The sequence below is a fragment of the Gordonia sp. CPCC 205515 genome, from assembly GCF_048537925.1.
Lineage (GTDB): Bacteria > Actinomycetota > Actinomycetes > Mycobacteriales > Mycobacteriaceae > Gordonia.
Window position 1 is genome coordinate 158,426 of sequence record NZ_JBCLVJ010000013.1, and the last position, 26,169, is coordinate 184,594.

General features: G+C 67.2%; 17 protein-coding genes and 1 tRNA gene. 10 read left to right on the forward strand and 8 right to left on the reverse strand.

From position 1 onward, the window contains the following. Positions 1-7: 7 nt before the first annotated feature. A complete protein-coding gene (locus tag AAFP30_RS20630) occupies positions 8-9,778 on the reverse strand; it encodes an amino acid adenylation domain-containing protein (RefSeq protein ID WP_419231878.1) in 9,771 nt (3,256 codons plus the stop codon). An 8-nt stretch (positions 9,779-9,786) separates the two neighbouring features. Next, positions 9,787-10,194, reverse strand: coding sequence for an aspartate 1-decarboxylase (gene panD / locus AAFP30_RS20635; RefSeq protein ID WP_419231879.1), 408 nt, complete (start codon positions 10,192-10,194; stop codon positions 9,787-9,789). Between the two features lie 214 nt (positions 10,195-10,408). Here panD and AAFP30_RS20640 point away from each other — a divergent pair, with 214 nt between their 5' ends. Further along, on the forward strand, positions 10,409-12,406 hold the full coding sequence (locus AAFP30_RS20640; RefSeq protein WP_419231880.1) for a sigma factor-like helix-turn-helix DNA-binding protein: 1,998 nt from the start codon (positions 10,409-10,411) through the stop codon (positions 12,404-12,406). Positions 12,407-12,431: 25 nt separating this feature from the next. Here AAFP30_RS20640 and AAFP30_RS20645 read toward each other — a convergent pair whose 3' ends face one another. After that, positions 12,432-13,181, reverse strand: a complete 750-nt coding sequence (locus AAFP30_RS20645; protein ID WP_419231881.1) for a hypothetical protein — start codon at positions 13,179-13,181, stop codon at positions 12,432-12,434. A 228-nt stretch (positions 13,182-13,409) separates the two neighbouring features. Between AAFP30_RS20645 and AAFP30_RS20650 the strand changes: the two genes are divergently transcribed. The 3 genes from AAFP30_RS20650 to AAFP30_RS20660 all read left to right on the forward strand — a co-directional run bounded on the left by AAFP30_RS20650 (position 13,410) and on the right by AAFP30_RS20660 (position 14,958). Beyond that, the gene (locus AAFP30_RS20650; RefSeq protein ID WP_419231882.1) at positions 13,410-14,081 is read left to right on the forward strand and encodes an MspA family porin; all 672 of its coding nucleotides are present in this window, start codon (positions 13,410-13,412) and stop codon (positions 14,079-14,081) included. 11 nt (positions 14,082-14,092) lie between these two features. Further along, positions 14,093-14,773 carry an MspA family porin gene (locus AAFP30_RS20655; protein WP_419231883.1) on the forward strand — a complete coding sequence of 227 codons (681 nt, stop codon included), beginning with the start codon at positions 14,093-14,095 and terminating at the stop codon, positions 14,771-14,773. 108 nt (positions 14,774-14,881) lie between these two features. Then, positions 14,882-14,958 (forward strand) — tRNA-Leu (locus tag AAFP30_RS20660). A 9-nt stretch (positions 14,959-14,967) separates the two neighbouring features. Here AAFP30_RS20660 and AAFP30_RS20665 read toward each other — a convergent pair. Further along, positions 14,968-15,420, reverse strand: a complete 453-nt coding sequence (locus AAFP30_RS20665; protein ID WP_419231884.1) for a hypothetical protein — start codon at positions 15,418-15,420, stop codon at positions 14,968-14,970. Positions 15,421-15,647: 227 nt separating this feature from the next. Here AAFP30_RS20665 and AAFP30_RS20670 point away from each other — a divergent pair, with 227 nt between their 5' ends. Next, positions 15,648-17,060 carry a hypothetical protein gene (locus tag AAFP30_RS20670; protein ID WP_419231885.1) on the forward strand — a complete coding sequence of 471 codons (1,413 nt, stop codon included), beginning with the start codon at positions 15,648-15,650 and terminating at the stop codon, positions 17,058-17,060. Positions 17,061-17,128: 68 nt separating this feature from the next. Next, positions 17,129-17,350, forward strand: a complete 222-nt coding sequence (locus tag AAFP30_RS20675) for a hypothetical protein (RefSeq protein ID WP_419231886.1) — start codon at positions 17,129-17,131, stop codon at positions 17,348-17,350. On the opposite strand, the gene AAFP30_RS20680 is transcribed toward AAFP30_RS20675, so the two are convergent. Further along, positions 17,334-18,245: an alpha/beta hydrolase gene (locus tag AAFP30_RS20680; protein WP_419231930.1), complete on the reverse strand. Its 912-nt coding sequence runs from the start codon at positions 18,243-18,245 to the stop codon at positions 17,334-17,336. The genes AAFP30_RS20675 and AAFP30_RS20680 overlap by 17 nt on opposite strands. 77 nt (positions 18,246-18,322) lie before the next feature. On the opposite strand from AAFP30_RS20680, the gene AAFP30_RS20685 reads away from it, so the two are divergent. After that, complete coding sequence (locus AAFP30_RS20685) at positions 18,323-19,498, forward strand: MFS transporter (RefSeq protein ID WP_419231887.1); 1,176 nt, start codon at positions 18,323-18,325, stop codon at positions 19,496-19,498. Positions 19,499-19,647: 149 nt separating this feature from the next. Then, complete coding sequence (locus tag AAFP30_RS20690; protein WP_419231888.1) at positions 19,648-20,298, forward strand: GPR1/FUN34/YaaH family transporter; 651 nt, start codon at positions 19,648-19,650, stop codon at positions 20,296-20,298. Positions 20,299-20,358: 60 nt separating this feature from the next. On the opposite strand, the gene AAFP30_RS20695 is transcribed toward AAFP30_RS20690, so the two are convergent. Continuing rightward, positions 20,359-21,507, reverse strand: a complete 1,149-nt coding sequence (locus tag AAFP30_RS20695; protein WP_419231889.1) for a TDT family transporter — start codon at positions 21,505-21,507, stop codon at positions 20,359-20,361. An 89-nt stretch (positions 21,508-21,596) separates the two neighbouring features. Beyond that, the gene (locus AAFP30_RS20700) at positions 21,597-21,917 is read right to left on the reverse strand and encodes a putative quinol monooxygenase (protein ID WP_419231890.1); all 321 of its coding nucleotides are present in this window, start codon (positions 21,915-21,917) and stop codon (positions 21,597-21,599) included. A 175-nt stretch (positions 21,918-22,092) separates the two neighbouring features. Between AAFP30_RS20700 and AAFP30_RS20705 the strand changes: the two genes are divergently transcribed. After that, positions 22,093-23,517 carry an aldehyde dehydrogenase family protein gene (locus tag AAFP30_RS20705; protein ID WP_419231891.1) on the forward strand — a complete coding sequence of 475 codons (1,425 nt, stop codon included), beginning with the start codon at positions 22,093-22,095 and terminating at the stop codon, positions 23,515-23,517. Positions 23,518-23,584: 67 nt separating this feature from the next. On the opposite strand, the gene AAFP30_RS20710 is transcribed toward AAFP30_RS20705, so the two are convergent. Next, entirely contained in the window at positions 23,585-24,736 is a 1,152-nt protein-coding gene (locus tag AAFP30_RS20710; RefSeq protein ID WP_419231892.1) for a lipase family protein, read from the reverse strand. Between the two features lie 112 nt (positions 24,737-24,848). Between AAFP30_RS20710 and AAFP30_RS20715 the strand changes: the two genes are divergently transcribed. Continuing rightward, positions 24,849-26,078, forward strand: a complete 1,230-nt coding sequence (locus AAFP30_RS20715; RefSeq protein ID WP_419231893.1) for a class I SAM-dependent methyltransferase — start codon at positions 24,849-24,851, stop codon at positions 26,076-26,078. Positions 26,079-26,169 lie beyond the last annotated feature (91 nt).

Consider the following 26,169-nt stretch of genomic DNA (forward strand, 5'->3'; position numbering starts at 1 on the left):
CGGGGGTTCAGGTGCGCCAGAGTTGTTGGGCGGCATGGACCCATTGTCGGACCGACGCGGGGTCGAGGAGCTGGGCGTGGCCGATGGCGTGGTGCTCGACGACCTGGATGTCGCCGAGGTGTGGTCGCCATGCCTCCGCGATCCGCGGTAGATGGTCGGGTCGTGCGGTTGTCGACCCGATGAGGGTGACCGGAACGTCGTCGAGGGTCACGTCGGTCCCCGGCGAGAGCATCTGTTCACACCGCGCGTAGGCGTCGAACATGTCGGACAACTCGGCGTCGTCACCGCCGATGGTGGCGTCGCCGAGCATCTGCCGCACCAGTTCGGCGTGGTCGGCGTCGGGACCGGCTCCGGTGGCCGCCCGGAGACCGGTCTCGGTCGCTGCGACGGCGGCGTCGTAGGTCATCGGCCCGTTGGGATGCGGCACATACGGATAGGCGTCGACGACGGTGAGCGAGGCGACTCGGTGACCGCGGTCGAGCAGTTCCCGCGCGAGCGCGCACGCCAGGTGTCCACCATAGGACCAGCCGAGGAGATCGACGGCGTCGCCGAGCCGGCCGCACGCTGCGAGGAGGTCCGCATGCTGCGCGACGAGTCCCTCGATGTCGGTGTAGGGGTCCGCGCCGTCGACCTGCGCCGGATCGCGTAGCCCGATCAGACCCCAGCCGTCCGGGAGGTGCGGGCGCAGGGCCGCGTACGGGATGAGCAGACCGAAGCCCTCGGGCAGGCAGACCAGGGTGCGGCCGTCACGCGATTCGGCGAACTCGACCAGCATCGGGTGCCTGCTCCCGTCGGTGGTGTGGCCCACGGTGTCAATCCGGGCGGCGATGTCGCGAATGGTCGCGCCGGACAACAGGTCACGGACCGTCACCGCTCCCCCACCGGAGAGATCGGCGAGCCGGGATACCAGACGCATCACCACCAGCGAATTGCCGCCGGCATCGCGCACCGACGCCGCCACCGAGACCGTGTCGACGCCGACGAGGTCGGCGACCATCGCGCACACCTGCTGCTCGGTATCGGTGGCCGGCGGTTCGTGGGTCTGGACCGCGACGTCGCGGTGCGGCAACGCGCGTACGTCCACCTTTCCGTTGACGGTCAGCGGCACCGCCGCAATCTCATCGATCGCCGCGGGAATCATGTAGTCGGGCAACGTGCCACGCAGATGATCGCGCAGCGCTGTGGGGTCAGCAGCACCCGGGCATGTCGGCACCACGAAGGCATGCAGGTAGCGCTGTCCGGTGGCCCCACTGCGGGCGACGACCACCGCGCGGGAGACCGACGCATGGGTGGCGAGCGCGTCGGCGATCTCCCCTGGTTCGATGCGATAGCCACGGATCTTCACCTGGTCGTCACCGCGCCCGAGGTAGTCGAGTGTCCCCTCGGGGCTCCACCGCACGAGATCGCCGGTCCGATACATCTGTTCACCGGCTGCGCCCCACGGACAGGCCACAAACCGTTCGGCGGTCTTGCCGGGCTGACCGAGGTAGCCGCGTGCCATCCCGGCACCCGCCAGGTACAGCTCCCCCACCACCCCGGGCGGCACCGGACACAGCCCAGCGTCCAGCACGTAAGCACGGGTATTGGCAATCGGCTGACCGAGCGACGGGTGCGGACTGTCGGCAAGGTCGGCGCCGAGCGCGTTGATGGTGTACTCGGTCGGCCCGTACAGGTTGTAGGACTCGACACCGGGCGCCTCACGGAGTCTGCGCCACAATGCATCCGGGACGACCTCACCGCCCAGGGACACGAACACCACACCTTGCCCGTCGGCGGCGGTGGACCGGCCGGCCGGGCGATCCCGATCGAGCAGTCCATCCTCCACGAGGACATCGATGTAGGAGGGTGTGGCGTCGAAGCCGTCGACGGAGGTCCGGTCGTACTCGGCGAGCAGCGCAGGCGGATCCTTGCGGAGGTGTTCGTCGATGATGTGTACGCGGTGACCGGTCAGCAACCAGAAGAGTTGTTCCCAGGACGCGTCGAAGGAGAAGGATGTGGTGTGCGCGATGGCCAGGCGTCGTCCGTGCTGGTGGGCGACGACCCGGTCGAAGATCTTCTCCTGGTGATTGACGTACATGTTGGTCAGTCCGCGATAGCCCACCGCAACGCCTTTCGGGCGTCCGGTGGACCCGGAGGTGAAGATGACGTAGGCCAGGTTGTCCGGTCGCACCACGCCGGTGTCGTCGGGGCCGAGTGCGGTGGTCTCGTTGGCGGCCAGTTCATCCCGCATGTCGTCGGTGTCGAGATCCAGCACCGGGATGTCGAGGTCTGGGATTTCGGAGACGAGCGCGGTGGTGGTCACGATCGCCGTCGGCCGTGCCACCTCCAGCATGTAGGCGATCCGGTCGCCGGGGTGATCGGGGTCGATCGGCACATAGGCTGCGCCGCAGGCGAAGACCGCGAACATGGCGATCACCATGCGTTCGTCGCGTGGCAGCAACAACGCGACGCGGTGTTCGACCCGCACGCCTCGCCACAGAAGGCTACGTGCCATGCGGTTGATCTCGGCGTGCAACTCGGCGAAGTCGAGGCGGCGGTCACCGGCCACGACCGCAGTGGCCTGGGGTGTCCGAAGTGCCTGTGCTCGAAAGAGGTCGGCGACAGTGTCGTCGGGGACTTCCCGACCGGTGTCGTTCCAGGTGTCCAGCACCAGTGCTGCTTCATCGCCCGTGATGACGTCGATACCACCCACCGATCGGGCGTCGTCGGCGGTCATCATGTCCAGTACCGCCACGTAGCGGTCGGTCAGCCTCTCGATCTGCCCGTCCTCGAACAGATCTCCTCGATACGCACAGCGCAGATGAATACGCGGGCCGGGATGGGCGGCGAAGGACACCGGATAGTGCGTCGAATCGTCGAGGGTCGTATCGGTGACGGTGACGGCACCGTCGGGACCGTAACGCCGCCGGGTGTCCGAGGCCGGATGGTTCTGCGTGATGAACAGGGAGTCGAACAACTGCGGCAGGCCGGTACTGCCGGTGATGTCGACGAGGTTCAGGTAGGGGGCGTCGATGACCTCGGCCTGGCGGCGGTGTTGTCGGCCAAGCAGTTCCGACACCGACTCCCACGGGTTCAGCTGCACCCGCACCGGCACGGTATTGAACAGCAGTCCGACGATCCGTTCCACCCCCGGCAACTCCGGTGGTCGACCCGACACCGTGGTACCGAAGACGACGTCGGAGGATCCGGTCATCCGCGCCAGGGTGATTCCCCACGCCGCCTGAAGCACGGTGGCGACCGTGGTGCCGGTACGGCGCGCCAACTCCCGCACCCGATCGGTGAGTTCCGTTGACAGATCGCGGTGGTGGTCGCGCGCGGCCGACGGGTCGGCGGCGCGGTCGACTGCCGCCGGGCACAGTAGCGACGGTTCGGTCACCCCGGACAGGTAACGCGCCCACGCGGTTTCGGCAGCCGACAGATCTTGCTCGATGAGCCACTCGGCGTAGTCGCGGTACGGCACCGGCGCTGCGAGTGTCCCGCCGGACGGGTCGTCGTAGAGGTCGAGGAGTTCGCCGAGGACCAGCTGGTAGGACCAACCGTCGATCAGTATGTGCTCGAAGGTGATACCGAGGATCGAGGTGTCGCCCGGCAGGTCGACGAGCAGGAATCGGATCAGCGGCGGAACCTCGGGGTGAAATGGCCGGGCGCGCTCGACGGCGAGCATCTCGTCGACCGCGGCGGTGTCGGCTGCGATGGCGGTGCGCACCGGAACCTCCGACGATGCCGGGATCACCTGCAGGCTGCGGTCGGTGTGGGTCAGGAACCCGGCTCGCAGGTTGGGGTGCCGATGGAGGAGTGTGCCGATGGCCGATCGCAGACGTTCCGGATCGAGCCGACCTCGCAGCGTCATTCGCGCCTGTGATGCGTACAGGTCTGCGACGCCGTCTTCGGTGGCTCGCCGGAGGTGGAACAGCAGCCCCTCCTGTAGCGGTGTCACCGGCAGCAGGTCGTCGATGCGACCGAAACGATCGGCCACGATGCGGGTTTCGGCTGGGGTGGCGGTCACCATGGCGGTGGTGGTGGCCGAGTGGCGAGTCGCCTCGACCGCACCGTCCACGAGTCCTCGCAGTCCGTCGTCGGGTCCGACGCCCAACGCGGCGATCACCTCGGTCATCGCCGACAGGTCGAGCGCTCGGACGCCTGCCCGGGAGACCGCGGTCATCATCACCTGCCGCACGTCGTCGCGACTGCGGCCGAGGTGCACGGTGATCACGGCTCGGTACTCGCCGAGTTGGTCGGGGGCGGAGACGATGTCGGTGTCGGTGTCGAAGACGCGTAGCAAGATGTCGGCGTCGGGAACGTCGGTGAACATCTCGCGGGTGTGCACCACGTCGTGCCGGAGTGCCTGGTAGGTGTCGGCGTGCTCGTCGTCGACATGCAGGCCGACGACGCTGCGATAGCAGGAGCCGGGGTCGGTGAACGGGAGGTCGGCCGGGATCGCCATCGGATGGCGGCGGACCACACGTCCCGGGGTCGCGGCGATGTCGGCGTGTCGGGCACATGTCTCGAGGTCAAGCATGATCGTGTCGACGTCGTCGAGGTCGGTCGACGCGGCGACCGACGTGGCGAGTGCGGTGATGATCACGGCGACGCTGTCGCAGCCGCCGACCGGCACCGACATGTCGGCCCGTTGACGGGTCGGGGATGTCGAATCATCACCGACCGCAAGGCGTACCGGTTCCGCGTCGGCCACGGTCTCGGCAAACTCCACCCAGAAGTCGTCGTCGAGAAGGTCGTCGCCTGCGGGGTCGGCGCCGATCGGCTGGTCGGTATCGGCAACGGGTAGTGCGGGTGGCCGGCTCGTCGGATCGGGTTGTGCGGCCAGGTCTTCGGCGATGGAGATGAGCAGGTGCGCGATCGTGTCCATCAGGATGGGATCCCCGTAGGGCATGGAAAGCCGTGCCGCGGTGACCTGTTCGCCGGCGTCGATCCGGTAGCCCACCCCGATACCGAGACGGTGCGATACCGTCGCCGGATCATCGGTGGCGACGAATCCGTCCGCCAGCGCGAGCATCCGACGGGCGGGCGCGGGGGTGAGCGGATCGTCGGGTTCGGTGTCGATGAGTCCGGCGGCGATCACCGGCCCGCAGCCGAAATAGGCGCGGCGCATTGCCGACAGCGGGATCGGCGTGCTGATGGGGAGGTCGAAGGTTCCGGAGTGTCCGGACAGTTCCGCGCCGGCTTCTTGATCCGCTTTGCGGACGGTGTCGATCGGCGCGGGCGGCGAGGTGGGCGAGGCGAACGACCCGAGTTCGGCGATCGTGAGCGTCGGGGTGGCGGACACGGCCGGGGCGATGGTCGCGAGGGTCGATATGATGGCGTCAATGGTTGCGGCGTCGAACAATTCGCGCGCATAGTCGACCCCGATGATCCACTCGCCGTCCGAGGTCTCCTCGATGCCGAAGACCAGTTCGAACTTGGCGGTCTCGGCATCCACGGACATGCCGAGTTGTCGTCGGGTGTCGGCGCGGTCCACCCGTTGCAGGACGCCGGACCCGAGATCGTAGTCGGTGGGCGCCGAGCCGTCGCGGTAGGCGATCATCACCTGGAACAGGGGCGACCGTGCACCTGTGGGGTTGACGTGTGTCTCTCGGACCGTGTCGACGACGAGTTGGAACGGTGCATCGCGATGCGTGATCGCGGCAAGATTGTTGTCTCGCACGCGGTCGAGCACTGCTGCGACGTCGACGTCGCCGGAGAGGTCCACCGCGAACACCACTGTATTGACGAAGTATCCGACGACACCGGCCAGATTCTCGTTGTCCCGCAGGGTCACCGGACTACCGAGCGGAATATGGTCCCCTGCACCATGGACATTCAGTGCGACGGCGATCAGCACCTCGGACACCATCAGTGCGCTGGCTCGGTGCTCGGCACCCCAGGATCGGAGTTGTCCGGCGATCGCGGCAGGGAGACGGATCCGGCGGCTGTCGACGGTGTAGGTCTGTCCGGGCTGAGGCGCCACCGTGTGCGGCAGTGGCAATTCCGCCGGTAGTGGGGCCAGCGCCGGCGCCCAGAAATCGAGATCGGCGGTGAGCTGCGGCCGCGGATCGACACTGCTGCCCAATCGTTCTCGTTGTCGGAGGGCGAACTCCGCGTAGGTGGTCGGCAACGATGTCCACTGCGGCGTCCGACCGGCCGCCCGCGCCCGGTAGGCATCTGCCAAGCCCGAGAGGATCTGCGGAATCGAACCCTCGTCGGTGGCGATGTGATGCCCGGAGATCAGCAGACGCTGGGACGACGGCGTGCGGAGTAGCAGCATCCGGAGCGGGAGGTCCCGCTCGAGGCTGATGGGCCGGGACAGGAATTCTTCGGCGGCCGAGCCCATCTGTGCGTCATCGATGGTCCGCGCCGACACGAGATCATGCGCGGCGGCCGCGTCGGCAGCGAGAATCCGCTGGTGGACGTCTGCACCATCCCAGTGGTAGACGGTGCGCAGGGTGGGATGGCGCTCGAGGACGTCTGCCATCGCGGCCCGCAGGGTCGGCACGTCGATCTCGCCGACGACCTCGAACAGGGCACCGACCCGATAGGCCGAACGTTCGACGTTCAGTTGCTCGGTCAGCCACAATGACTGTTGCCCAAAGGATGCCGGCGCGACATCGGTGTCCTGTGTCGCTTCGGACGCGTTCGCGGTGGGTGCGGTGCTCGGGCAGGCATCGAGCACTGCGGCGAGGGAACGCGGGTCCGGGTGGTCGAAGACCTGCGTGATGGTGGCCGTCAGACCGTGCGCGGCCAGGCGTGCGACGAGTCGGTTGGCGGTGAGTGAGTGCCCGCCCAGGGCAAAGAAGCTGTCGTCGGCACCGACGTTCCCGACACCGAGCAGGTCGGCGAACTCGGCACACACCAGGCGTTCCCGTTCGGTGGCCGGGACCGAGCCGGAGCCCGTCGTCGCCGGGGTCGGCAGCGCGGCTCGATCCAGTTTCCCGTTGTGCGACAGCGGGAATTGGTCGAGCGTGACCAGCGTGGCCGGCACCAGGTGTCGAGGCAATTGCTCCGATAAGTGAGCGCGGATCGCGGCGTCGTCCGGCGACGACGCCGCCGATGCCGGGGTCACGTAGCCGACGAGCACGGGCTGTCCCGTCACGAGTTCCCGCACGGCGACGGCGGCACCGCCGACCCTCGGGCTCGCGAGGAGGGCGGCTTCGATCTCTCCGGGATCGATGCGCAGACCACGCATCGAGATCTGATGATCGACTCGCCCGAGATGGATCAATTGCCCGTTCTCCCGGCGCACACGGTCGCCGGTCCGGTAGAGCCGGCCACCCGGTGTGCCCGACCACGGATCCGCGACGAATCGGGCGGCGGTGTCCGCAGTGGCCCCGGAGTGGCCGATATAGCCGCGGGCCACCTGGACGCCGGAGATGTACAGTTCGCCCGTGGTGCCGTCCGGTACCGGACGTAGCCACGAATCGAGCACGTGGACAGCGGTATTGGCCACCGGAGTGCCGATGGTCACCGGGAGATCGGAGTCGGCGAGTTCGGCGGTTGTGGCATCACCGGTGACCTCGGTCGATCCGTACGAGTTGATGATCGATTCGGGTGCCGTCCGGCGTAGACGATCGAGAAGCCGATCCGGGAGTGCCTCGCCGCTGAGTGTCCATCGTCGGAGTCCGTCGAGCGCTGCCGTCGCAGCGGGGTCGTCGAGCATCTCCGCGGCGACCGAGGGTACTGCCGTCAGTCTGGTCGTCCCCGTGGTCGACGCCAGTGCCCGCAGCCTCGTGGGGTCGGTCGCGGTTGTCTCATCGGCGATGACGATCTGCGCGCCGGCCACCACCGCGTCGAGTAGTTCGGTGATGCCGTCGATGAATCCGATGGCGGACTTGGCAAGTCGTATGTCAGGGCCGGTCGACGATGAGGTCGCGGCTCGCGCCCACGTCAGTCGGTTGACGAGGGCGGCCTGGCTGAGGGCGACCAGTTTCGGGTGACCGGTGGAGCCGGAGGTGAAGATGGCGACGGCGGCGTGCTCGGCACGGACGCCGGCGTGTCGCTCCCGGTCGGTGACGGCGTCGGGGCTCTGGGCGGCACGTCCCTCGAGGGTGTGCGGGTCGTCCATCGCGACGATCGGACCCGGGCCGGCCGGTGCGATGCTTGCGGCCGTGGCCAGATCGGTGAGAATCATTCGAGGAGAGGCGACTTCGAGGAGCGCAGCGATTCGCTGACGTGGCTGTGCCGGATCGATGGGGACGCACACACCACCCGCGGCCAGGACACCGAGGACGGCGACGACGAGATCGGTGGTGCGGGGTACGAGCACCGCGACGTGATCCTCGGGACCGATACCGCGGCCGATGAGGAGCCGGGCCAGTCGATGGACATCGGCCTGCAGGTCGTCAGGTGTCAGGTGCCGGGTCGTCGACTGCACCGATGCCCGCACAGGAGCGGCAAGGACGACGTCGGCGACGCCGGGGCCACCGATCTCCCGTCGTTCCCCCACCGCATCCGGGTCCGACGACGGCACCCCGCAAATCTGCGCGAGTGGCCGGTCCGCGTTCCCCGGCCGGCCCATCCGGGTGGCCACGTCGGACAGGTGCTCGGCGACCTCCGCGAGCCGCGCATCGTCGTACCGCTCGGCGTCGGCGTCGAGTTGGATTTCGAGCGCACCCGACGCGACGACGCGCCGCGCGGTGATGGTGAGTTCGGCGACGGGGCCGCGGGCGAGCGAGTGCACGGTGGCCGTAGTGTCGGCGAAGCCCAGTTCGTCGGCAAATGGTTTGAGGTTGAGCCAGATTCCCGGCCGCTGCGCACCGTCGATCCGGGCGACGTCGGCGCCGGGCATGCGCGTGTGATCGCGAAGATCGGCGACTGCCCGTGTGGTCTCGGCGAGCGCCTGCCGAGGTGTCGTACCGGCGCCGACGCGCAACGTCAGGGGCACCACGTTGACCCGCGTCATCGGCACCGTGATCGCGGCCGACCCGAATCGATTCATCACCGGAAAACCCACGGTCAGCGGCCGATCCTCGACAGTCGCGCCCAGTGACGCGATCCCCGCGGCGAGTACCGCGACGAGTGCGTCGCCGGAGGTCACGGATTGCTCTGCGGCACACCAGGCCAGCGCCTCGGCCACCTCGGAACCGATTGTCACCGAATGGGATCGGACGGCTGCTGCGACCGGCGACTGGGCGGCCGGGTGGCTGGTGAGGGACAGACAGTCGTGCGGGGCGAGGCCCTGCTCGTGCCAGAAGGCCGTGTCGGCGCGACGTCGATCGGAGTCACGGTAGTCGGCCTCTTCGGCGAGCACCGTATCGATCGTGCCGAACCACCGCGGCGGTACGTCCTGGCCAGTCATTGCCGCCGAATAGATTTCGGCGGTGCGGCGCCCGATCAGGGTCAGCGCGTAGGCGTCTGCAACGATGTGGTGGGCGCGGAGGTAGACGAACCACAGCCGCCGGCCGACGTCGATGATCGTAGCCGCACAGCATGGCCCGTGTGCGACATCGATCGGTCGCCGACTCTGCGCGGCCATCCACGCGGTAGCCGCGGCACGATCCTCGAGCGTGACGACGTCGACCTGCGGCTCAAAGCGTTCCGCGGCCATCCGTACATACAGGTCGCCGTCATCCTCGATACCGAAGGTCGCCCCGAGAGCATCGGCCTCGCCGAGCGTCATCGACAGTGCCCGTCGCAGATGGTCGAGCTCCGTGACCCCCGGCAACTCCCAGGCCTGCGCGACCACGAACGGCGTTGAATCGCCCAGCAATTGCTGGGCGAACCACAACGCGGACTGGGCGTCGCCGGCGGGCAGGAGCCGATCGACGGGCAGCGTCTCCGATGACATCGGCGACCTCAGCGACTGGAGAGCTGGTCGGTCGAGCCCGGGACCGGCTGCGCCGGATCGTTGCCGAGCGCCACGATCCGGTTGTCGCTGTCGACGTGTACCACCTTGGGTTCATGAACGATCAACTCGGCTTCGTCGAGGTGCAGGAAGGACATGATGATGACCAGGTCGTCGGGTTCGACGAGATGCGCTGCGGCACCGTTGATGCAGATCACGCCACTGTCCGCCGGTCCGGTGATCACGTAGGTCTCGAGTCGAGCACCGTTGGTCACGTCCACCACCTGGACCTGCTCCCCCTCGATGAGGTCGGCTGCGCGCATCAGCGTGGCGTCGATCGTGATGGATCCGACGTAGTGCAGGTCGGCCTGGGTGACCGTGGCGCGATGGATCTTGCCGTTGACAACGGTGCGCTGCATGCGAATCCTCCTCATTCCCTCGGCGTCGGCGAGAACCGACGATAAAAAAGCCTATATCAACTAGACCACTATTGGTAGCTTCGATTCCTCCCTGACGCAACCCTTCACGTCACACAGACTCGCCGGGGCGGCGATAGGCTATTCTGGCTTTCGGGTCCGACAGCACAGGCGGCTGCCGGATCGATCCACACATCGACAGTCAGGGAAGCCACAGATGTCACGGTCGTCCTCCGAGGCCATCGCGGCCACCGAGGCCGTGGTGCCCGACGAACGGGAGATCGCCGAACGGCTCAGCGGCGCGGAACTCTCCGCCAGACCGTGGATCAACCAATTGCCCTGGCTGGCCGAGTATCAGCACGGGCCGCCACTGTTGGCCGACGACGAGATCGTCGTGAATGCCTGGATACGCAGTACGCCTGCCGAAACCCTGACCGATGTCAATTTGCAGCGCTTCTGCCACCGGATCGCCGAGCGGTACGTGGCCGACCGGTGCGCCCGTCGCCTCGCCGACGATTTCCCGCATGTGGGACCGGGCGACGAACCGCTGCCCCTCCCCCGACCAGCGCTCGGCACCCTGCGATCCAACGGCGTGACGACGGTCGCGGACCTGCTGGCACTGTCGGTGATCGACCTGCTGGGGTTCCCCGGCATCGGACCGATCACCGTGATCAACCTCGTCGCCCGACTGGTCGCCAGAAGTGGTGTCATCCAGTCGGATTCCCCGTCGAACGAGCCACCCACCGACGACCATGCGGATGCCGGCGTCTTCGACGACCTGGCCGCGTCGCTCTCGGAACGCGAACACCTGATCCTGACCGACCGCATTCTCGCCGCGCGTCCCCGCACCCAATCGGAACTGGCGTCGATGCTCGGGACGTCCCGCGAACGGGTGACCCAGATCGACCGGAATCTCCGACGGCGCCTGGCCGAGATCGTGGACGCCACACCCGACATGCGGGGGATCGCCGAGCAGTTGCGTCGCCGCGCGAATCCGGTCCTCGACGCGGATACGCTGATCACCGAATTTCCCCACCTGGGCCGGGTCATCGACACGCTCGGCGTACCCGCCTGGCGACTGTTGGTCGCGGGTGAACCCACGCTGACCGCCGTCGACGACTGGATCATCCACGGCAAGTCGTCGGACGCGATCGCGATCACGCGAGGCATCGTCGAATCGGTGGCCACACCCGAGGAGGTCGCGCCACTCGCGCCGATCGCCGCCGGCCTGGATCTGCCGTCGGACGCCACACGAAACTGGCTGCGCCGCAGCGGTTACTCCTTTCTCAGCGAGCACGTCATCGCCTCGACGGCATCGACGGGCGATCTCGTCGCAGCGGTGTTGTCGATCGCCGGCAGCCCACAGACCTTCGCCGAGATCGTCGGTGCGCTCGGCGACTTCGGGCGCGCACCATCGTCGGTGCGCAACGCCCTGGTGACCGACGAGCGCATCGTCAAGACCGATCGGCAGAACTACGGGCTCCGACGATGGGGTGGACGGCAGTACGTGCCGGTGCACCGTCAGATCGACGAGATCCTGGGTGCCGCAGCGGGTCCGGTCCCCTTGGCCACCGTGATCGAGACCATCACCGGTACCTTCGACGTCAGCGAGGCGAGCGTCCGGGCCTACGCCGGCTCGGGTGACTTCGTCATTCGCGACGACATGGTGATGCGCCGCGATCGTCCGCGGACACCACGCAAGTCGCCCACACGCACTCGCGGCCTGTATCGCGAGGGATCGACGACGCACTGGGCAACCACCGTGACCGCCGCCCATCTGCGCGGGTCGGCTTTCAACCTGCCGTCGGCGCTTGCGGGCATCGTCGGGATCGCTCCCGGCCATCCCGTCGAGCTGGCCACCCCCCTCGGACCGCAATCGTTCATGTGGGTCTCGGTGCAGGCGAGGTCCGGCACGATCAAGCGGTTTGCCACCGAACTCGGCCTCACCGAAGGGGATCCGATCTTTCTCGACTTCACCCCGGAGTCGTTCGATGTGCGTCGTGTCGAGATCGACGACCAGGCACCGTCCGTCGCCGGCATCCTCACCCTGATCGGTCGGCCACCGCGCAACCGGCTGTCCCATTCGGCGCTGCTGGCGGCGCTTCGGGAGTCCCTCTGGTTGCCCGACGACGCCGATCCCGCCGCGGTCGTCGCGGCGTTGCGCCACCGCAAGGAGATCGACCTCGCCACCAGAGTGAGCGACGTCTTACTCTGATCGACAAGGCTTTTCGCGGTGACGATCACGAGGCCGACGTCGCCTCCAGGCACGCACATGCGCCGCGGGCCGCACACGCGATGATCAGTAACAGCGCCGGGCGGGTGTTCAGCGCACCCTGAAGGTGAACCCGCGCCCCCGGCCACAGGTCGAGGCGACCACCCACCCGATCTGCCTCGGCCAGCAGTCGTGGTGTGCGTTCCACACAACCCGTGCGCGGATCGGCGACCAGACCGCCGCCGCCCACCCGTACGTTGCTCAGCGGGTTGATCTCGACCAGCGCGAACTCGTCGGCGACGCGGTACACGGGTGTTGCCGCAATAGGGTCGGCCAAGACGGTGATGACGTCTTCGAGAGCGTCATCGAGAGCCTCATGGGTGAGCACGAAATCGACATCGAGGGAGCCCGACTCCCGCAGCGCCTCGACATCGCAGAGATCGAGTGGAATGACGATCGCGTCGACGGCCACCAGCGCATGCCAGGCCAGCACCAGCGCCCAACCGCCTTGCACGCCAAGCCCCACCCGTGCCCCGGTGTCGACGCCCAACGACCGCAGATCCGCGGCCAGCCATTCCACACACTCGGTGAATCGTTCGAAATCGATCTCGTCTCCGTCAACGGTCACCGCAGGTAGAACGCCATAACTGTCCTGCGCGTCACTCAGTAGCGAGTGTGTCAGCGCCACGGGCATCGCATCCTCCCCAATCGTGTCCGCGTCGGTCGAGATGACGTCGCGGTTTCGTTGCCAGGTGCCGGCACATCCCCCATCCGGCATTTCGTTATAAGGCTATCTTTACCTAACCTCACGAACCGGCCGCAACCCCCAAGTGCCCCATTTCGGCCTTCGCAGCGAATGATAACGATCACATTAGACTTTCATCAATCTTCCATATACGGTACTGATGCTCACAGCGCGGCTCTCCGGAGCGACTTTCCGCAATTCGCGCCCGGATTTGGTCGGGGCCCTCGCCGCCGCATCGTCCGCCCCTACAGGAGGAAGTGAATGATCAACAGATACAGCGCTTTTCGCGCTACCGGATGGGGTGCGGTCACGGTCGGCGCCGCAACCGTGGCGCTGCTCGCGGGCAGCGGATCCGCCGGCGCGGATACCTTTGTCCGACTGCCGGGTGGCACCACCCATGGTGACGGTGTGGTGCTGACCCGGTCGGGTGAGTCCGCACAGATCTCGCCGTCAATGGCATCGATCCCCACCTCGCGAACCGCGTGGGTGAGCGGCAAGGTCACACTGAAGGCGCCCAAGCTCAAGCCGAGCAAGGCCGGTCCGAGCCTCGGCCCCGCGGGCGAAGAGGACATGCCCGGCACCAACGGCGTCATGACCAACGGCGCTGCCGCAACCCTGTCCACGGGTTACATCGTTGGCTGCCAGGTGAATCTGAAGGGCCTCGAAGGCGGCCTCTCCGGGACCATCTCGGCGTCGCCGTCGGCCACCGCCAATCTGACGGTGCCTGTCGCCGCGGGCCAGGTGGTGTTCGTTCAGGTCTCACGCAAGGACATCGAGAAGCCGGGGACCTACACCATCGGCTATGACCGTGCCCAGCTGACGATTCAGAACTGCGGTGGCTACGCCCAGGCGCGCGCCTTCAGCACCGTCGAGACGACGGGCAAGTTGCACCAGAAGGTGAATCTGTACGGCAAGCCGTTCTCCATCGGATGATCGAGGTCCTCATGAAAACATCTGTCCCCCAGAACTTCTCCCGCCGCGCCCGACGGCTCGCGATCGTCGTCGCCGGCGTGGCTACCATCGCCCCGATCGTCGGACACGGTGTGGCGCAAGCCGATACCCAGGTCCGTCTGCCCGGGCAGACCGTCAGCAAGAAGCTTGCCGACGGCACAACGCTGACGATCACCCGCAGCCGCGAGTCCGCACGCATCAATCCGTCGCTCGGTGGCACGCCGCTGCACCGTAATGCCTGGGTGTCCGGCCGGTACGACGTCACCAGTTCGGACAAGAAGGCCCGCTTCGGCATCGGGTCGGGCTACATCGTCGGATGTCAGCTCACGCTCGGCGGCAAGAGCACCTCGCAGGGCAACGCCACGCCCAACATGACCGAGGGCACCGTGACGGCGACCGCCCAGACCGGCGGCAGCGTCACGATCGGCCCCGGCCAGGCAGCGACCTTCTTCGTCAACGACCGCGAGTACCAGGACCCGTTCGGCGGACGCGCACACGACCAGTCGATCAAGTTCAGCGGCGGCGAAGGCGCCGTCTCTTACACGAACGCGACGATGATGATCAACGGCTGTGCGGGATACGCACAGGCCCGCTCCTTCGCCAAGGTGCAGATCATGACCGAGCACACCACGCAGGTGGTGTGGATGTACGGCAAGCCGTTCAGCCTGGGCTGACCCCGCCACGACCCTCTCACGGGAACGGGGCCCCGCGCGCATGCGCTGGGGCCCCGATGCGTTTCCGGGGCGCCTCGGCCATCCCGCTATGCTCACACCGACGGGAACGCCCCTATAGCCCAATTGGCAGAGGCAGCGGACTTAAAATCCGCCAAGTGTCGGTTCGAGTCCGACTGGGGGCACCACCGAATCCGTCAGAAAACGACGCAATTCCCGAACACATCCAACCCGTTGCCGACGGTGAACTTCTTGATCGGCGGTGCCTGGCGCATCGACTGCCGCGCCTGGGCCTGATACGCGCTGACGAAGTAGGTGCCGGGAACCTTCGGCGTCCAGTAGGCGGTGACGGTGCCGCGCGTCGCGCGCTTGTTGGCGACGAGGAACTGGGTCACCGCCTGATTCGGGCCGATCTGCCGAGCCGCGACGACGGTGACAGGACCATTGCCGGTGACGGTGGCGGTGACCGCGTAGGTACACGACGTTCCGATGGCGACATCCGACGAACTGTAGGTCGGGGTGGTGGGGGTGACCCTCACCGAGGTGATCGCGGCGTCGGCCGGAGCTGCACCGAGAACCAGGGCAGCTGCGCCGACGGCCGCCCCCGTCGCGGCGAGAGCACTGCGGCGAAACTTTGCATTGCGAGACATGACAACAACTCCTCGGCCGATCGAAATCGTTAGCAATCCACCATAAACACACTCACCTCGACCACATCGACGAACGGCGAACTCGCCCGTGGCGGTGAGTCATACGCTTCGGGTGGTGTCCTCCGGCGCGTCGCGAGGAAAACTGGTTATCCATGAACCACCGTGGGCGACACTGATCACGCACCACGGCGGCAACCCGCAGCCAACACGACATTCGAGGAGAACCGGTGACCGAGAACCTACCGGACAGCAGCCGTCCGCTCGACGCGGACGAGCGCGCCGAGCTCGAGCGATTGAGGGCAGAGGTCGCTGAGCTGGAGGCAGCGCGACCCGAGCCGCAGCCGCACAAGACGAGTTCCGGACTGGTCTGGCGTCGGATCGGCGCCGGTTTCCTGGTGTTCCTGTGCGCGCTGCTCGCGCTGCTGTCGGTGACCACCCGCTTCGTGCGCAGCGAACTCCTCGACACCGACCACTACGTGAACACGGTCTCGTCGTTGGCGTCGAATCCGGCGGTTCAGGCGCAGGTGGTCAATTCGGTCACCGATCAGATCAACGAACAGGTCGACATCGAGGCGGCGACCAAGTCCGCGCTCCAGCAGATCGTCGACCTGACACCGGCGGAACGTCCTCGCCTGGACAACCGGGTGGTCGGTCTCGCTCCGGTCATCGCAGCACAGGCCGAGTCGTACATCCGCAAGGCGGTGACCGAGTTCGTCCAATCCCCCCAGTTCGCGGATCTGTGGGTGGCGGCCAACCGTTCCGCGCACGAGGGGGTGGTCGCCACGGTCACCGGCGACACCAAACGCGGCGCTGTCGAGATCGACCCGAACGGCACCATCAGCATTCAGCTCGGCCCCATCGTCACCCAGGTCAAAGACCGCCTCGAGCAACGTGGCTTCTCCTTCGCGGACAACATCCCGAACGTCAACAAGGAGTTCGTCATCTTCCAGTCCCCCGAATTGGCCAAGATCAATCGGTGGGTGAACGCGCTGGACAAGATCGCGACCATACTTCCCTGGCTCGCCATCGCCGCCGCGCTGGGCGCGATCGCTCTGATCGGCCGGGGCCGGCGGCTGCGGATGACCGCGATCGTCGGCGTCTCGATCGTGCTCAGCATGCTGATTCTGGCGATCGGAATCCTGGTGGGGCGGGCGATCTATCTCAACGAGGTGCCCGCGAACGTCCTGGCCCCAGATGCCGCCAAGGCCATCTTCGACACGGTCATCGCACCGTTGCGGACCGCACTACGAGCCGTGGCGGTGCTGGCACTCATCGTGGCGATCGCCGCCTTCTTCGCCGGCGGTTCACGCTCGGCCACCGCGACTCGGCACGCATTCAGCCGGGGCATCGGTGCGGTCGACTCGCACCGTGCCCAGCGACCGCCGAACTCGTTTGAGCGGGCGCTGTGGCAGGCGCGGATCCCGTTGCGGATCGCGGTCGTCGCGATCGCCGCGCTGATCCTGATGTTCTGGTCGTATCCGACGGGGCTGGTGGTCATCTGGACCGTCGTGATCGCGGTGCTGGTGCTGATCGTGCTCGAGTTGCTGATGCGTCCCGCGCGCCGCACCCCCGGTGACCCGCAAGTGACTGTGGCAGAGGACGACACGCCAACCGAGAAACTCACCGACACGCCCGCCTGAGCTGTCGACGACGCCCCGCCCTCACACGGCGGGGCGTCGCGCTGTCCGCGGCATGATGTACTCATGACATGACCCGACCTTCGACGACCATCCTCGCCGACGGCGAAGGCGCCGCCGCATTGCTGACCATCGGCATCGCCGTCTACGCCGCCGTGATCCTGGTGGCAATCGGACTGGGAATCAACGCAATTCAGCACGGACGCAAGAACCGAGCGATTGCCATGGCCGTCGTTGTGGGCGTACTGACGGTGGCGGGAGTGGTGGTTGCGGTGATCAGTGCGGTTGCGTAGTGCCGAAGGCGGCACGCAACGCCGCCGACTGCATCCGGAAGAACTCCTTGGAGACCGGCGCGGACGGGTTGACCATGTCGAAGCCGTGGAAGGCGCCGGGGATGACCTCGACGTCGCAGTGGATGCCGGCCGCGCGTAGTCGATCGGCGTACAGCATGTCCTCGTCGTGGAACAGATCGAAGTTGCCGACGCCGATCCACGCGGGTGCGAGCCCGCTGAGGTCCTCACGTCGCGCGGGGGCGACGAGCTCGGGATCGGCGCCACCGAGGTAGCTGGCCCAGCCGTAGCGGTTCGACTTGGCGTGCCACATCCGCAGATTCTCCTCGTCGACGACGTCGGCCTGCCCGGTCCGGTCGTCGAGCATGGGATAGACGAGGAGTTGCAAGATCGGGGTCGGCTCGCCGCGGTCGCGGATGCGCACCGCCAGTTGGGCAGCGAGTCCACCACCGGCGCTCGCCCCACCGATGGCGATCCGCGAGGTGTCCACTCCGTCGAGCTCGCGCAGCAGTGACAACGCCTCGTGGCAGTCGTCGAGTGGTGCCGGGAACGGGTTGTCGGGAGCCAGCCGGTAATCCACCGACACCACGACGGCACCGAGCGCGGCCGCGAACCGGCGGCACAACGCGTCGTCCTGCTGCGCTTTCCCGATGACGTATCCCCCACCGTGGATCCACAGCAGACCCGGCGCGGCACCGGTGACCTCGGCCGGTCGGATGATCCGCGCGCTACCGCCCGACGGGAGTGCACGCACGTCGACATCGGTGTCACCACGCTGCACCCGCGACATGCCGTCCTGGAGGGTGCGGATGACGCGCGCGGTGCGCGGCCCGATGAATCCCCGGGGCAGAAACCGTGCCGTGCGCGCGAGGTCGGGATGAAAGTCCTGGTCGGTCAGCGTCATCGAGATCTCTGTCCTTTCTCTGCCGGACCGGGTGCGGTCGGCTCACTCTATAACCGGCAGAATCGGATTCGATGAGTTCCCGACAATCCACGCCGCCGCTCCCCCACACCGGACGCTTCGCACTGCCCGCCGTCCTGACGGTGCTGTTCGTCACCGGCTGGGGTGCCAATCATTTCGCGTCGATGATCCCGGTGCTGAAATCGACGGAGGGATTGTCGTCGACGGTGCTCGACGGCGCGTTCGGTATCTACGCGATCGGCCTGCTACCCGGGTTGTTCGGTGGCGGTTCGCTGTCCGACCGGGTCGGCCGACGACCCGTCGTCCTGACCGGCGCGGTCCTCGCCGGGATCGGCAACCTCATGATGGTCGGCTGGCACGACGCGACGGGCGTGCTCGTCGGACGGTTGGTCGTCGGGCTTGGCGCGGGCCTGACCATCGGCGCGGGCACCGCGTGGGCCGCCGACCTTCGCGGCAAATCCGGCGCCACTCTCGCCGGTGCGCTGTTGACCACCGGCTTCGCCATGGGTCCGGTCATCACCGGGCTGCTGGCCGAACTCGCACCGCGCCCCCTGGCCGTGCCGTTCTTGGTGAGCGGGATCGTGTCGCTGCTGGTCGCGGCGGTGGCGACTGTGCTCACGCCGGCGACGCCGGGCCATCACGGGCCGCACCGCACCGACGTGGACGAGGACACGAGGAGGTCGGTCGGCCGCGCGCTGTCGTGGTCGGTGCCGATGGCGCTGTGGGTGTTCGCGTCGGTGACCGTCGCGGTGGTCGTGCTGGCCGCACGGATCAGCGATCGCTACAGCGGCGCGTGGGTGCCGGGCGTGGCGGCGGCGGTGGCCCTCGGCACCGGTGTGCTCATCCAGTTCGCGGTCCGTCGGGCGCACGTGGGGCAGACGGCCGGGGTGGTCGGCGCGGCGCTGGCCGCCGTCGGTTTCACTCTCACCGCGCTGGCCGGCGCGCATCCGTCGATGCCGGTGTTCCTGGTGACCTCGATCGTGCTGGGTCTGGCCTACGGTCTGTGCCTGCGTGATGGCCTGATGGACGTCGAGGCTTGTGCCCCGGTGCGCAGTCGCGGTGCGGTCACCGGAATCTTCTACGTCGCGTGCTATCTCGGCTTCGGGTTGCCGGTGTTGCTGACGACGATCACCCCGTGGACCGGTATCACCGCACCAATGGTGGTCCTGGCCGTCGCCGCCGCGATCGCGTCGGCGCAGCGCGCAATCCGGTTGCGCCGCATCGGGTGACATCGTTCGATCCGGTCAGCTGACCCCCTGATCGTTCGGACAGTCCCGGGTGAGGACAGTTCGTCAATCGTTGTGATCCAGCACACTTCGCCGTTACGTTGGCGGTCGACATCACTTCCGCATGTCGCTCCCCGCCCGAAGGATTCCTCATGACCGACGTTGCAACGGTGACCGAAACCCGTGCCGTGGATACGGCAGACCTGCCGGTGCTCGAATCCGCCGCATCGCCACCGGCCAATCCCGCCACCATCGGTGTGCCCACGTTCATCGTCGGGTCCGTCGCCCTCGGGCTCGTGCTGATCGGCGTGGTGCCGGCCTCGGCGGTGGGTGCGTCGATCCCGATCATCTTGGCGGCCACCGGCATCGGGCAGCTGGTCGCCGCGGTGTGGGCGGCCTCGCTCGGCCAGAACGCGGTGGCGGCGATCTTCGGCATCTTCAGCGGTTTCTGGCTGAGTTATGCCGCGCTGGTAGTGGGCCTGACGCACAACTGGTTTGGCATCGACAGCGCCGCCGTGATCAGCACCCAGGAGGTGTTTCTGACGTCGTGGCTGGTGGTCATCGTGATGTTGACGCTGGCGACCTTGCGGTTACCACTCGCCTTCACCATCCTGTTCGTGCTCATCGATGTCGCACTCGCCCTCGTTCTCCTGGCAACCGCGAAGGGCAGCACCGGAATTCAGGATGCGGCCGGAGTCACCGTGTTCGCCTTCGCCGCGGTCGGCGCGTATCTGTTCTTCGACGCGATGTCGACGTCGACGGGCGGTCGTGCACTGCCGATGGGTCGTCCGGTCATCGCCTGATTGACCGCTCGATGCACCATGGCACCGGAGTCCGCGGATTCCGGTGCCATGTCGGCTGTTTCATGCGGGGAGGAAGATCCGTCCGGAGAACACGCCGCGTGCGGTGCGGGTGGCGACGACGGCCCAGGCGACGACCAGCACGACGTACAGCACGTCGGCAGCACCGTGAATGACGCTGGCATTCAACGCCACCCCGAGCGCGGCCAGTCCGGTCACGCAGGTGCCGATCGGGAAGGTGAAGCTCCACCAGGTCAGGGCGAACGGCAGTCCGCGGCGGAACGCCCGGACGGTGAGGCAGGTCGCGAGGGTGAACATCGCGCAGCCGAAACCACCCATGGCCAGTCCGTAGACGATGCCGAACACCTTCAGTCCCAACGCAATCGCGGTCTCATCTCCGGTGAACACGGAACCCGCATGCGCGGCAAGCAGATTGACCGCAGTGATCGACTGACCGATCATGCCCAGGGTGATCCAGATGGTGGGGGCCGCTGCGCCGGTCGGCACACCGCCGCGTACCAGGCGGGCGTAGATCAGGGTCATCGTGGTCATGCCCAGGATCAGACTGAGGCCGAACAGGGCGTAGCAGAATGCGAGCATCAACAGCCGCGCCTGGCCGGCCGGCACTGCGTCGATCAGTGCGGCGCCGGTGGCCGCCGACACCATCGGCGGGACGATCGGCATCAGCCACGCGGGCAGCGCCATCGACTCATGTCGGTGCGGCTGGGTGATCATCGCGTAGGGCACCCACACGGTGGTGAACAGCCCGATCGCGGTACCGAGTCCCCAGAGGGCGAAACCGATGGCGGTCGCGACGCCGGAACCGAGGAAGGTGGGGCCGAACCGCACGGTGCCCGCCCCGACGGTGAGGATCGCCATCGGCAGCGCGCCGTAGAAGTGCGACATGACCGGATGCGCCGCATAGCTGCGTGCAGTGTCTGGATGCCGCACCCAGTGAGTGGCGAAGCCGACGGAGATGACCAGCAGCAGCGCCGTCGCCGCCAGCCACACGACGGTGGCGAATCCCATCACGACCGGCGATTGCGATGCGACGGCCGCGGCCGCGTTGGCCACGATGCCGGTCCCCATCACCGCGGCGAACCAGTTCGGCGTGAGGTGCTCGACAACCTGCCCACGAGAGTCGAGGTCAGCGAGGAAACGCCGAGACGATCGAGGGCTCTGCACGGGTGCGCGGTCAAGTGTTGCGGTCATGAGTCCACGGTGCCCGCTCCCGCTTCACCCCGGTAGACGTCCCGACGTTGTGCCCCCACAAGCCCGGCTTGTGGGGGCCCACAATCACCCTATGAGACCTCGAACTCCCCGAGCTTGGACCAGTCGTCCTGGTCGATCTGGAAGTTGATGATGTCGGGGGTTCGCACGATGTACTGCGTGAGTTCGGCCTGCGCCTTCTTGAAGTGGTCTCCGGTGACGTGCGCTTCGGCGGCGTCGTCGTCGAACGCCTCGACGAGGACGTAGGTGTTGGGGTCGTCGAGGCTGCGCGACCAGTCGAACCACTTATTGCCCGGTTCGGCCCGGGTGGCCTCGGTGAACTCCCTGGTGAGCTCGGGCCACTGCTCGGCGTATTCGGGTTTGACCGGCCATTTCACGACGATGAGGATCATGCCTCCACCCTAGTTTTGGATCGTCGGGCACCGGGAGATGTTCTTCGTCTCAATTCGAGAATCAATCTGACAACGCACGTTTCCCATCCCCGATGCGCGGTGTCGGCAGGCAGGCATAGTGTGGTGGAGACGACACCACCCGGTGTGTGTTTTCGAAACCCCTCGGAGGATGCGCATGCGCGAGATCACCAAGTTCTACATCGACGGCCAGTGGGTCGAGCCGGCCGAACTCAACCTCATCGACGTCATCAATCCCGCCACCGAGAAGGCTGCCGGTCAGGTGGCCATCGGCACCGCCGCCGACGTGGACGCCGCCGTGGACGCCGCCCGCAAGGCGTTCGTCACCTGGAGCCAGACCACCGTCGAGGAGCGCGTCGGTGTCCTCAACGCGGTGATCGCCGAGTACCAGAAGCGTATGGGTGACCTGGCCGCCGCGGTCACCGAGGAGATGGGTGCGCCCAACGGCCTGGCCAACAACGTGCAGGTGCCGATCGGCCTCGCCCACCTGATGACCGCCGCCCAGCAGCTCCCCGACTACAAGTTCTACGAAGACCGCGGCACCTCCCGCGTCGTCAAGGAGCCGATCGGGGTGTGCGGTTTCATCACCCCGTGGAACTGGCCGCTGAATCAGGTCATGGTCAAGGTGGCACCGGCGCTGGCGACCGGCTGCACCATGGTGCTCAAGCCGTCGGAGGTCGCGCCGTTCAGTGCGGCGATCGTCGCCGAGATCTTCGACGCCGCCGGTGTACCTGCGGGCGTGTTCAACCTGGTCAACGGTGACGGCCCCGGTGTGGGTTCGGCCATCTCCTCGCACCCGGGCATCGACATGGTCTCCTTCACCGGTAGCACGCGGGCCGGTATCGAGGTCGCCAAGAATGCCGCCCCGACCGTCAAGCGCGTCGCGCAGGAACTCGGCGGCAAGAGCCCCAACGTGATCCTCGACGACGACGAGTTCGCCAAGAACGTCGCCGGTGGCGTCAACCAGATGATGGTCAACTCGGGCCAGTCCTGTAATGCCCCGTCGCGCATGCTCGTGCCGGCCGCGCGCATGGCCGAGGCGGCCGAGGCCGCGAAGTCGGCGTTGGAGAAGGTCACCGTCGGCGACCCGAGCACCGATGTCCGGCTGGGCCCGGTGGTCTCCGAGGCACAGTTCGACAAGATCCAGGGTCTGCTCGAGCGAGCCGTCTCCGACGGCGCGACTGTCGTCGACGGCGGACCGGGTCGTCCCGACGGACTGCCCACCGGCTACTACGTCAAGCCGACCGTGTTCTCCGACGTCACCAACGACATGGAGATCGCCCGCACCGAGGTCTTCGGCCCGGTGCTGGTGATGATCGGCTACGACTCGGTCGACAACGCCGTCGAGATCGCCAACGACACCGATTACGGTCTCGCCGGCTATGTTTCGGGCAAGGATGTCGACGAGGTCCGCAAGGTCGGGTCGCGCATCCGCGCCGGGTCGATCTCGCTGAACGGCGCTCAGCTCGATCCGACGGCCCCGTTCGGCGGCTACAAGCAGTCCGGTAACGGTCGCGAGTGGTCCGACTACGCATTCGACGAGTTCCTCGAGGTCAAGTCGATGCTGGGCTACGGCGCCTGAGCTGATTCACTGACGCAAACCGCCCCCGGGACAGTGTTCCCGGGGGCGGTTTCGTGTGACCGATCGGTCAGCAGCCCGTGGCCGGGCGTCCGGCGAACCGGGCGGTGAGGAACAGCGCGGCATCGCGCTGGAACGGCAGGAATGCGGTTCCGTGTGAATCACCCTGATAGACATGCAGATTCGTGGGTACGCCGCGACGGCAGTAGGTGCGGGCCAGGCCGGCGACATCCGCAGTGACCATCACCCCGTCGCCGATCTTGTCCTTGTGTCCGACACCCAGCATCATCGGCATCCGCGGCGTGCCGACCGTGCCCATCACATTGCGGGCGATCGCGGCTCGGACCGACGGCACCTGCAGGAGACTCCGATACGGCGCGCGCAGCATCTGCTGATCGGTGAGCCCGGGGTAGTCGGCCGCGAAGTCCGCGATGCACTGGTTACGAACCGTATTGACCAGGCGAAGCCCGTACGGCGACAGGAACGACGGCAGATCCAGATCGTAGGCCCGGTCGTAGGCGACGATCAGCGCGGGCATCACCCCGGCCCAGTCCTTGCTGCCACTGACATAGGGCAGGTTGTGGGCGAGATTCACCGGCAGACCACCCGCCGCGGCACCGACCAGGCGCAACTCCGGGGCGTAGGTCGCGGCGAGTTCGGCACCGAAATCGGTGGGCACCGAGCCGCCCGAGTACCCGATCATGGCGACCGGCGTCGACCGCGGCATCCGCAACACCGATTCGGCCGCCCGGATGCCGTCGAGGGCGAGATGTCCGGACTGTCGCCCGATCGTCCATTCCTGCTGTGGTCCCTCATAATCCGGCACGACGACGGTGTAGCCGGAGGCAAGGTAACCGTTGATCGCGACCTGTTCGAACCGCGCCGCCGTGCTCGGATGGTGACCCTGCAGGGTGTACGACGGCGCACACTGGGCACCCAGTCCGTCGTAGGCCATGTGGAAGGAAATGATGCGGCCGTTGGCATTCGGCGGGCGCAGCAGGGTCGTCACACCGGTGATCGGTCGGCCGAAGTCGTCGCCACTGCGATAGTGCACCTGGGTCGCCGACACCGGTACCACCACACCTTGGGACACGAATTGCACCGGGCGCGTGCGCAATACGGTGCCGGGACCCGGGTCGGCAGAGGCCGGCGCCGGATGCGTGAGCAGTCCGAGCAGTAAGGTCAGGATCGATACCGTGAGGAGTGCCCACCGCTTGGTCATATGCGCAACGCTTTCTGCCGTCGGCACCCATCCGACGAGTGCCCCGCAGCGAACATGCCATAGAACAACGCGCGCCGCACCCAGAAAGCGCACAACCAGAGAGGCAGGGTCCATGTCCGTGGCCGGAGAACTCGCCGACCTGCTCGAACCGTACGTCGGTGGGGAACTGCCGATCCACCTCACGGCGTGGGACGGGTCGGTCGCCGGACCCGACACCGCCCCGCACGTCACCCTCTACCGTCCGGAGGCGCTGCGTCGCATCCTGTGGCATCCGGGGGAACTCGGTGCGGCACAGGCGTATGTGACCGGCGACCTCGACGTCGACGGCGATCTGGATGACGCGTTGACCCACGTGTGGTCGGTGGCCGCGGCCCGCGGCTTGCGCGGAGTACGGCCGACCCCGCGACTGCTGTGGGATCTGGTGCGCCTCGGACGGAGGTTCGGCCTGTTCACACCTCCCCCGCCGGCACCGACGAGCCAGGCGCGGGTACGCGGGCGACTGCATTCCCGCCTGCGGGATCGCGCGGTCATCAGTCACCACTACGACCTGTCGAACGATTTCTACCAACTCATCCTCGACGACCACATGGCGTATTCGAGCGCGCTGTGGACCTCCGACGATCCCGGCTTCACGTTGGCCGACGCGCAGGCCGACAAACTGGATGCGGTGTGCCGCAAGGTCGGACTGGACCGCGCCGAGGATCTCCGTTTCCTCGACATCGGCTGCGGCTGGGGATCGTTGAGTCTGTATGCGGCACAGCGCTTCGGCGCGCGAGTGGTCGGGGTGACGTTGTCGGCCGAGCAGAAATCCTTCATCGACGCCCGGATCGCCGAACGCGGCCTCACCGACCGGGTGACCATCCGGGTGCAGGACTACCGCGACATCGACGACCCACCGTTCGACGCGGTCGCCTCGATCGAGATGGGCGAACACGTCGGACAGCGCAACTACCCCACCTACGCGCAGGTCCTGCACGACCGTCTCACTCCCGGCGGGCGCGTCTGCATCCAGCAGATGTCCCGCCCGCACGGCCGCCACCCCGGCGGTGGTCCGTTCATCGAGGCATTCATCGCCCCGGACATGTACATGCGGCCCGTCGGGGATACGACCGGCCTCCTCGAGGCCGCCGGACTCGAGATCGTCGGGGTCGAGGGCATGCGCGAGGACTACGTCCGCACCGTCGATGTCTGGTACGAGAACTTCGAGAAGAACTGGGCGCAAATCGTCGATCTCGTCGGCGACGAGGTGGCCCGCGTGTGGCGCCTGTATCTGGTCGGCGGACGGATGGCGTTCCGCGACGGCCGGATGGGCGTCGACCAGATCACCGCGCGACGCCGGTGAACCTCACAGCCGGAACGCTGTAACGCCGCGCACGACGGCGACGACACACCTGACAACTACGGTGCGCCAGATTCCTTCGGCGCATCGCAAG

What these genes read in the sequence shown, in the direction of transcription:
- AAFP30_RS20630 (WP_419231878.1), bottom strand. Translation starts at nt 9,778, where the DNA reads ATGTCATCGGAGACGCTGCCCGTCGATCGGCTCCTGCCCGCCGGCGAC.
- panD (WP_419231879.1), bottom strand. Translation starts at nt 10,194, where the DNA reads ATGCAGCGCACCGTTGTCAACGGCAAGATCCATCGCGCCACGGTCACC.
- AAFP30_RS20640 (WP_419231880.1), top strand. Translation starts at nt 10,409, where the DNA reads ATGTCACGGTCGTCCTCCGAGGCCATCGCGGCCACCGAGGCCGTGGTG.
- AAFP30_RS20645 (WP_419231881.1), bottom strand. Translation starts at nt 13,181, where the DNA reads ATGCCGGATGGGGGATGTGCCGGCACCTGGCAACGAAACCGCGACGTC.
- AAFP30_RS20650 (WP_419231882.1), top strand. Translation starts at nt 13,410, where the DNA reads ATGATCAACAGATACAGCGCTTTTCGCGCTACCGGATGGGGTGCGGTC.
- AAFP30_RS20655 (WP_419231883.1), top strand. Translation starts at nt 14,093, where the DNA reads ATGAAAACATCTGTCCCCCAGAACTTCTCCCGCCGCGCCCGACGGCTC.
- AAFP30_RS20665 (WP_419231884.1), bottom strand. Translation starts at nt 15,420, where the DNA reads ATGTCTCGCAATGCAAAGTTTCGCCGCAGTGCTCTCGCCGCGACGGGG.
- AAFP30_RS20675 (WP_419231886.1), top strand. Translation starts at nt 17,129, where the DNA reads ATGACCCGACCTTCGACGACCATCCTCGCCGACGGCGAAGGCGCCGCC.
- AAFP30_RS20685 (WP_419231887.1), top strand. Translation starts at nt 18,323, where the DNA reads ATGAGTTCCCGACAATCCACGCCGCCGCTCCCCCACACCGGACGCTTC.
- AAFP30_RS20690 (WP_419231888.1), top strand. Translation starts at nt 19,648, where the DNA reads ATGACCGACGTTGCAACGGTGACCGAAACCCGTGCCGTGGATACGGCA.
- AAFP30_RS20695 (WP_419231889.1), bottom strand. Translation starts at nt 21,507, where the DNA reads ATGACCGCAACACTTGACCGCGCACCCGTGCAGAGCCCTCGATCGTCT.
- AAFP30_RS20700 (WP_419231890.1), bottom strand. Translation starts at nt 21,917, where the DNA reads ATGATCCTCATCGTCGTGAAATGGCCGGTCAAACCCGAATACGCCGAG.
- AAFP30_RS20705 (WP_419231891.1), top strand. Translation starts at nt 22,093, where the DNA reads ATGCGCGAGATCACCAAGTTCTACATCGACGGCCAGTGGGTCGAGCCG.
- AAFP30_RS20710 (WP_419231892.1), bottom strand. Translation starts at nt 24,736, where the DNA reads ATGACCAAGCGGTGGGCACTCCTCACGGTATCGATCCTGACCTTACTG.
- AAFP30_RS20715 (WP_419231893.1), top strand. Translation starts at nt 24,849, where the DNA reads ATGTCCGTGGCCGGAGAACTCGCCGACCTGCTCGAACCGTACGTCGGT.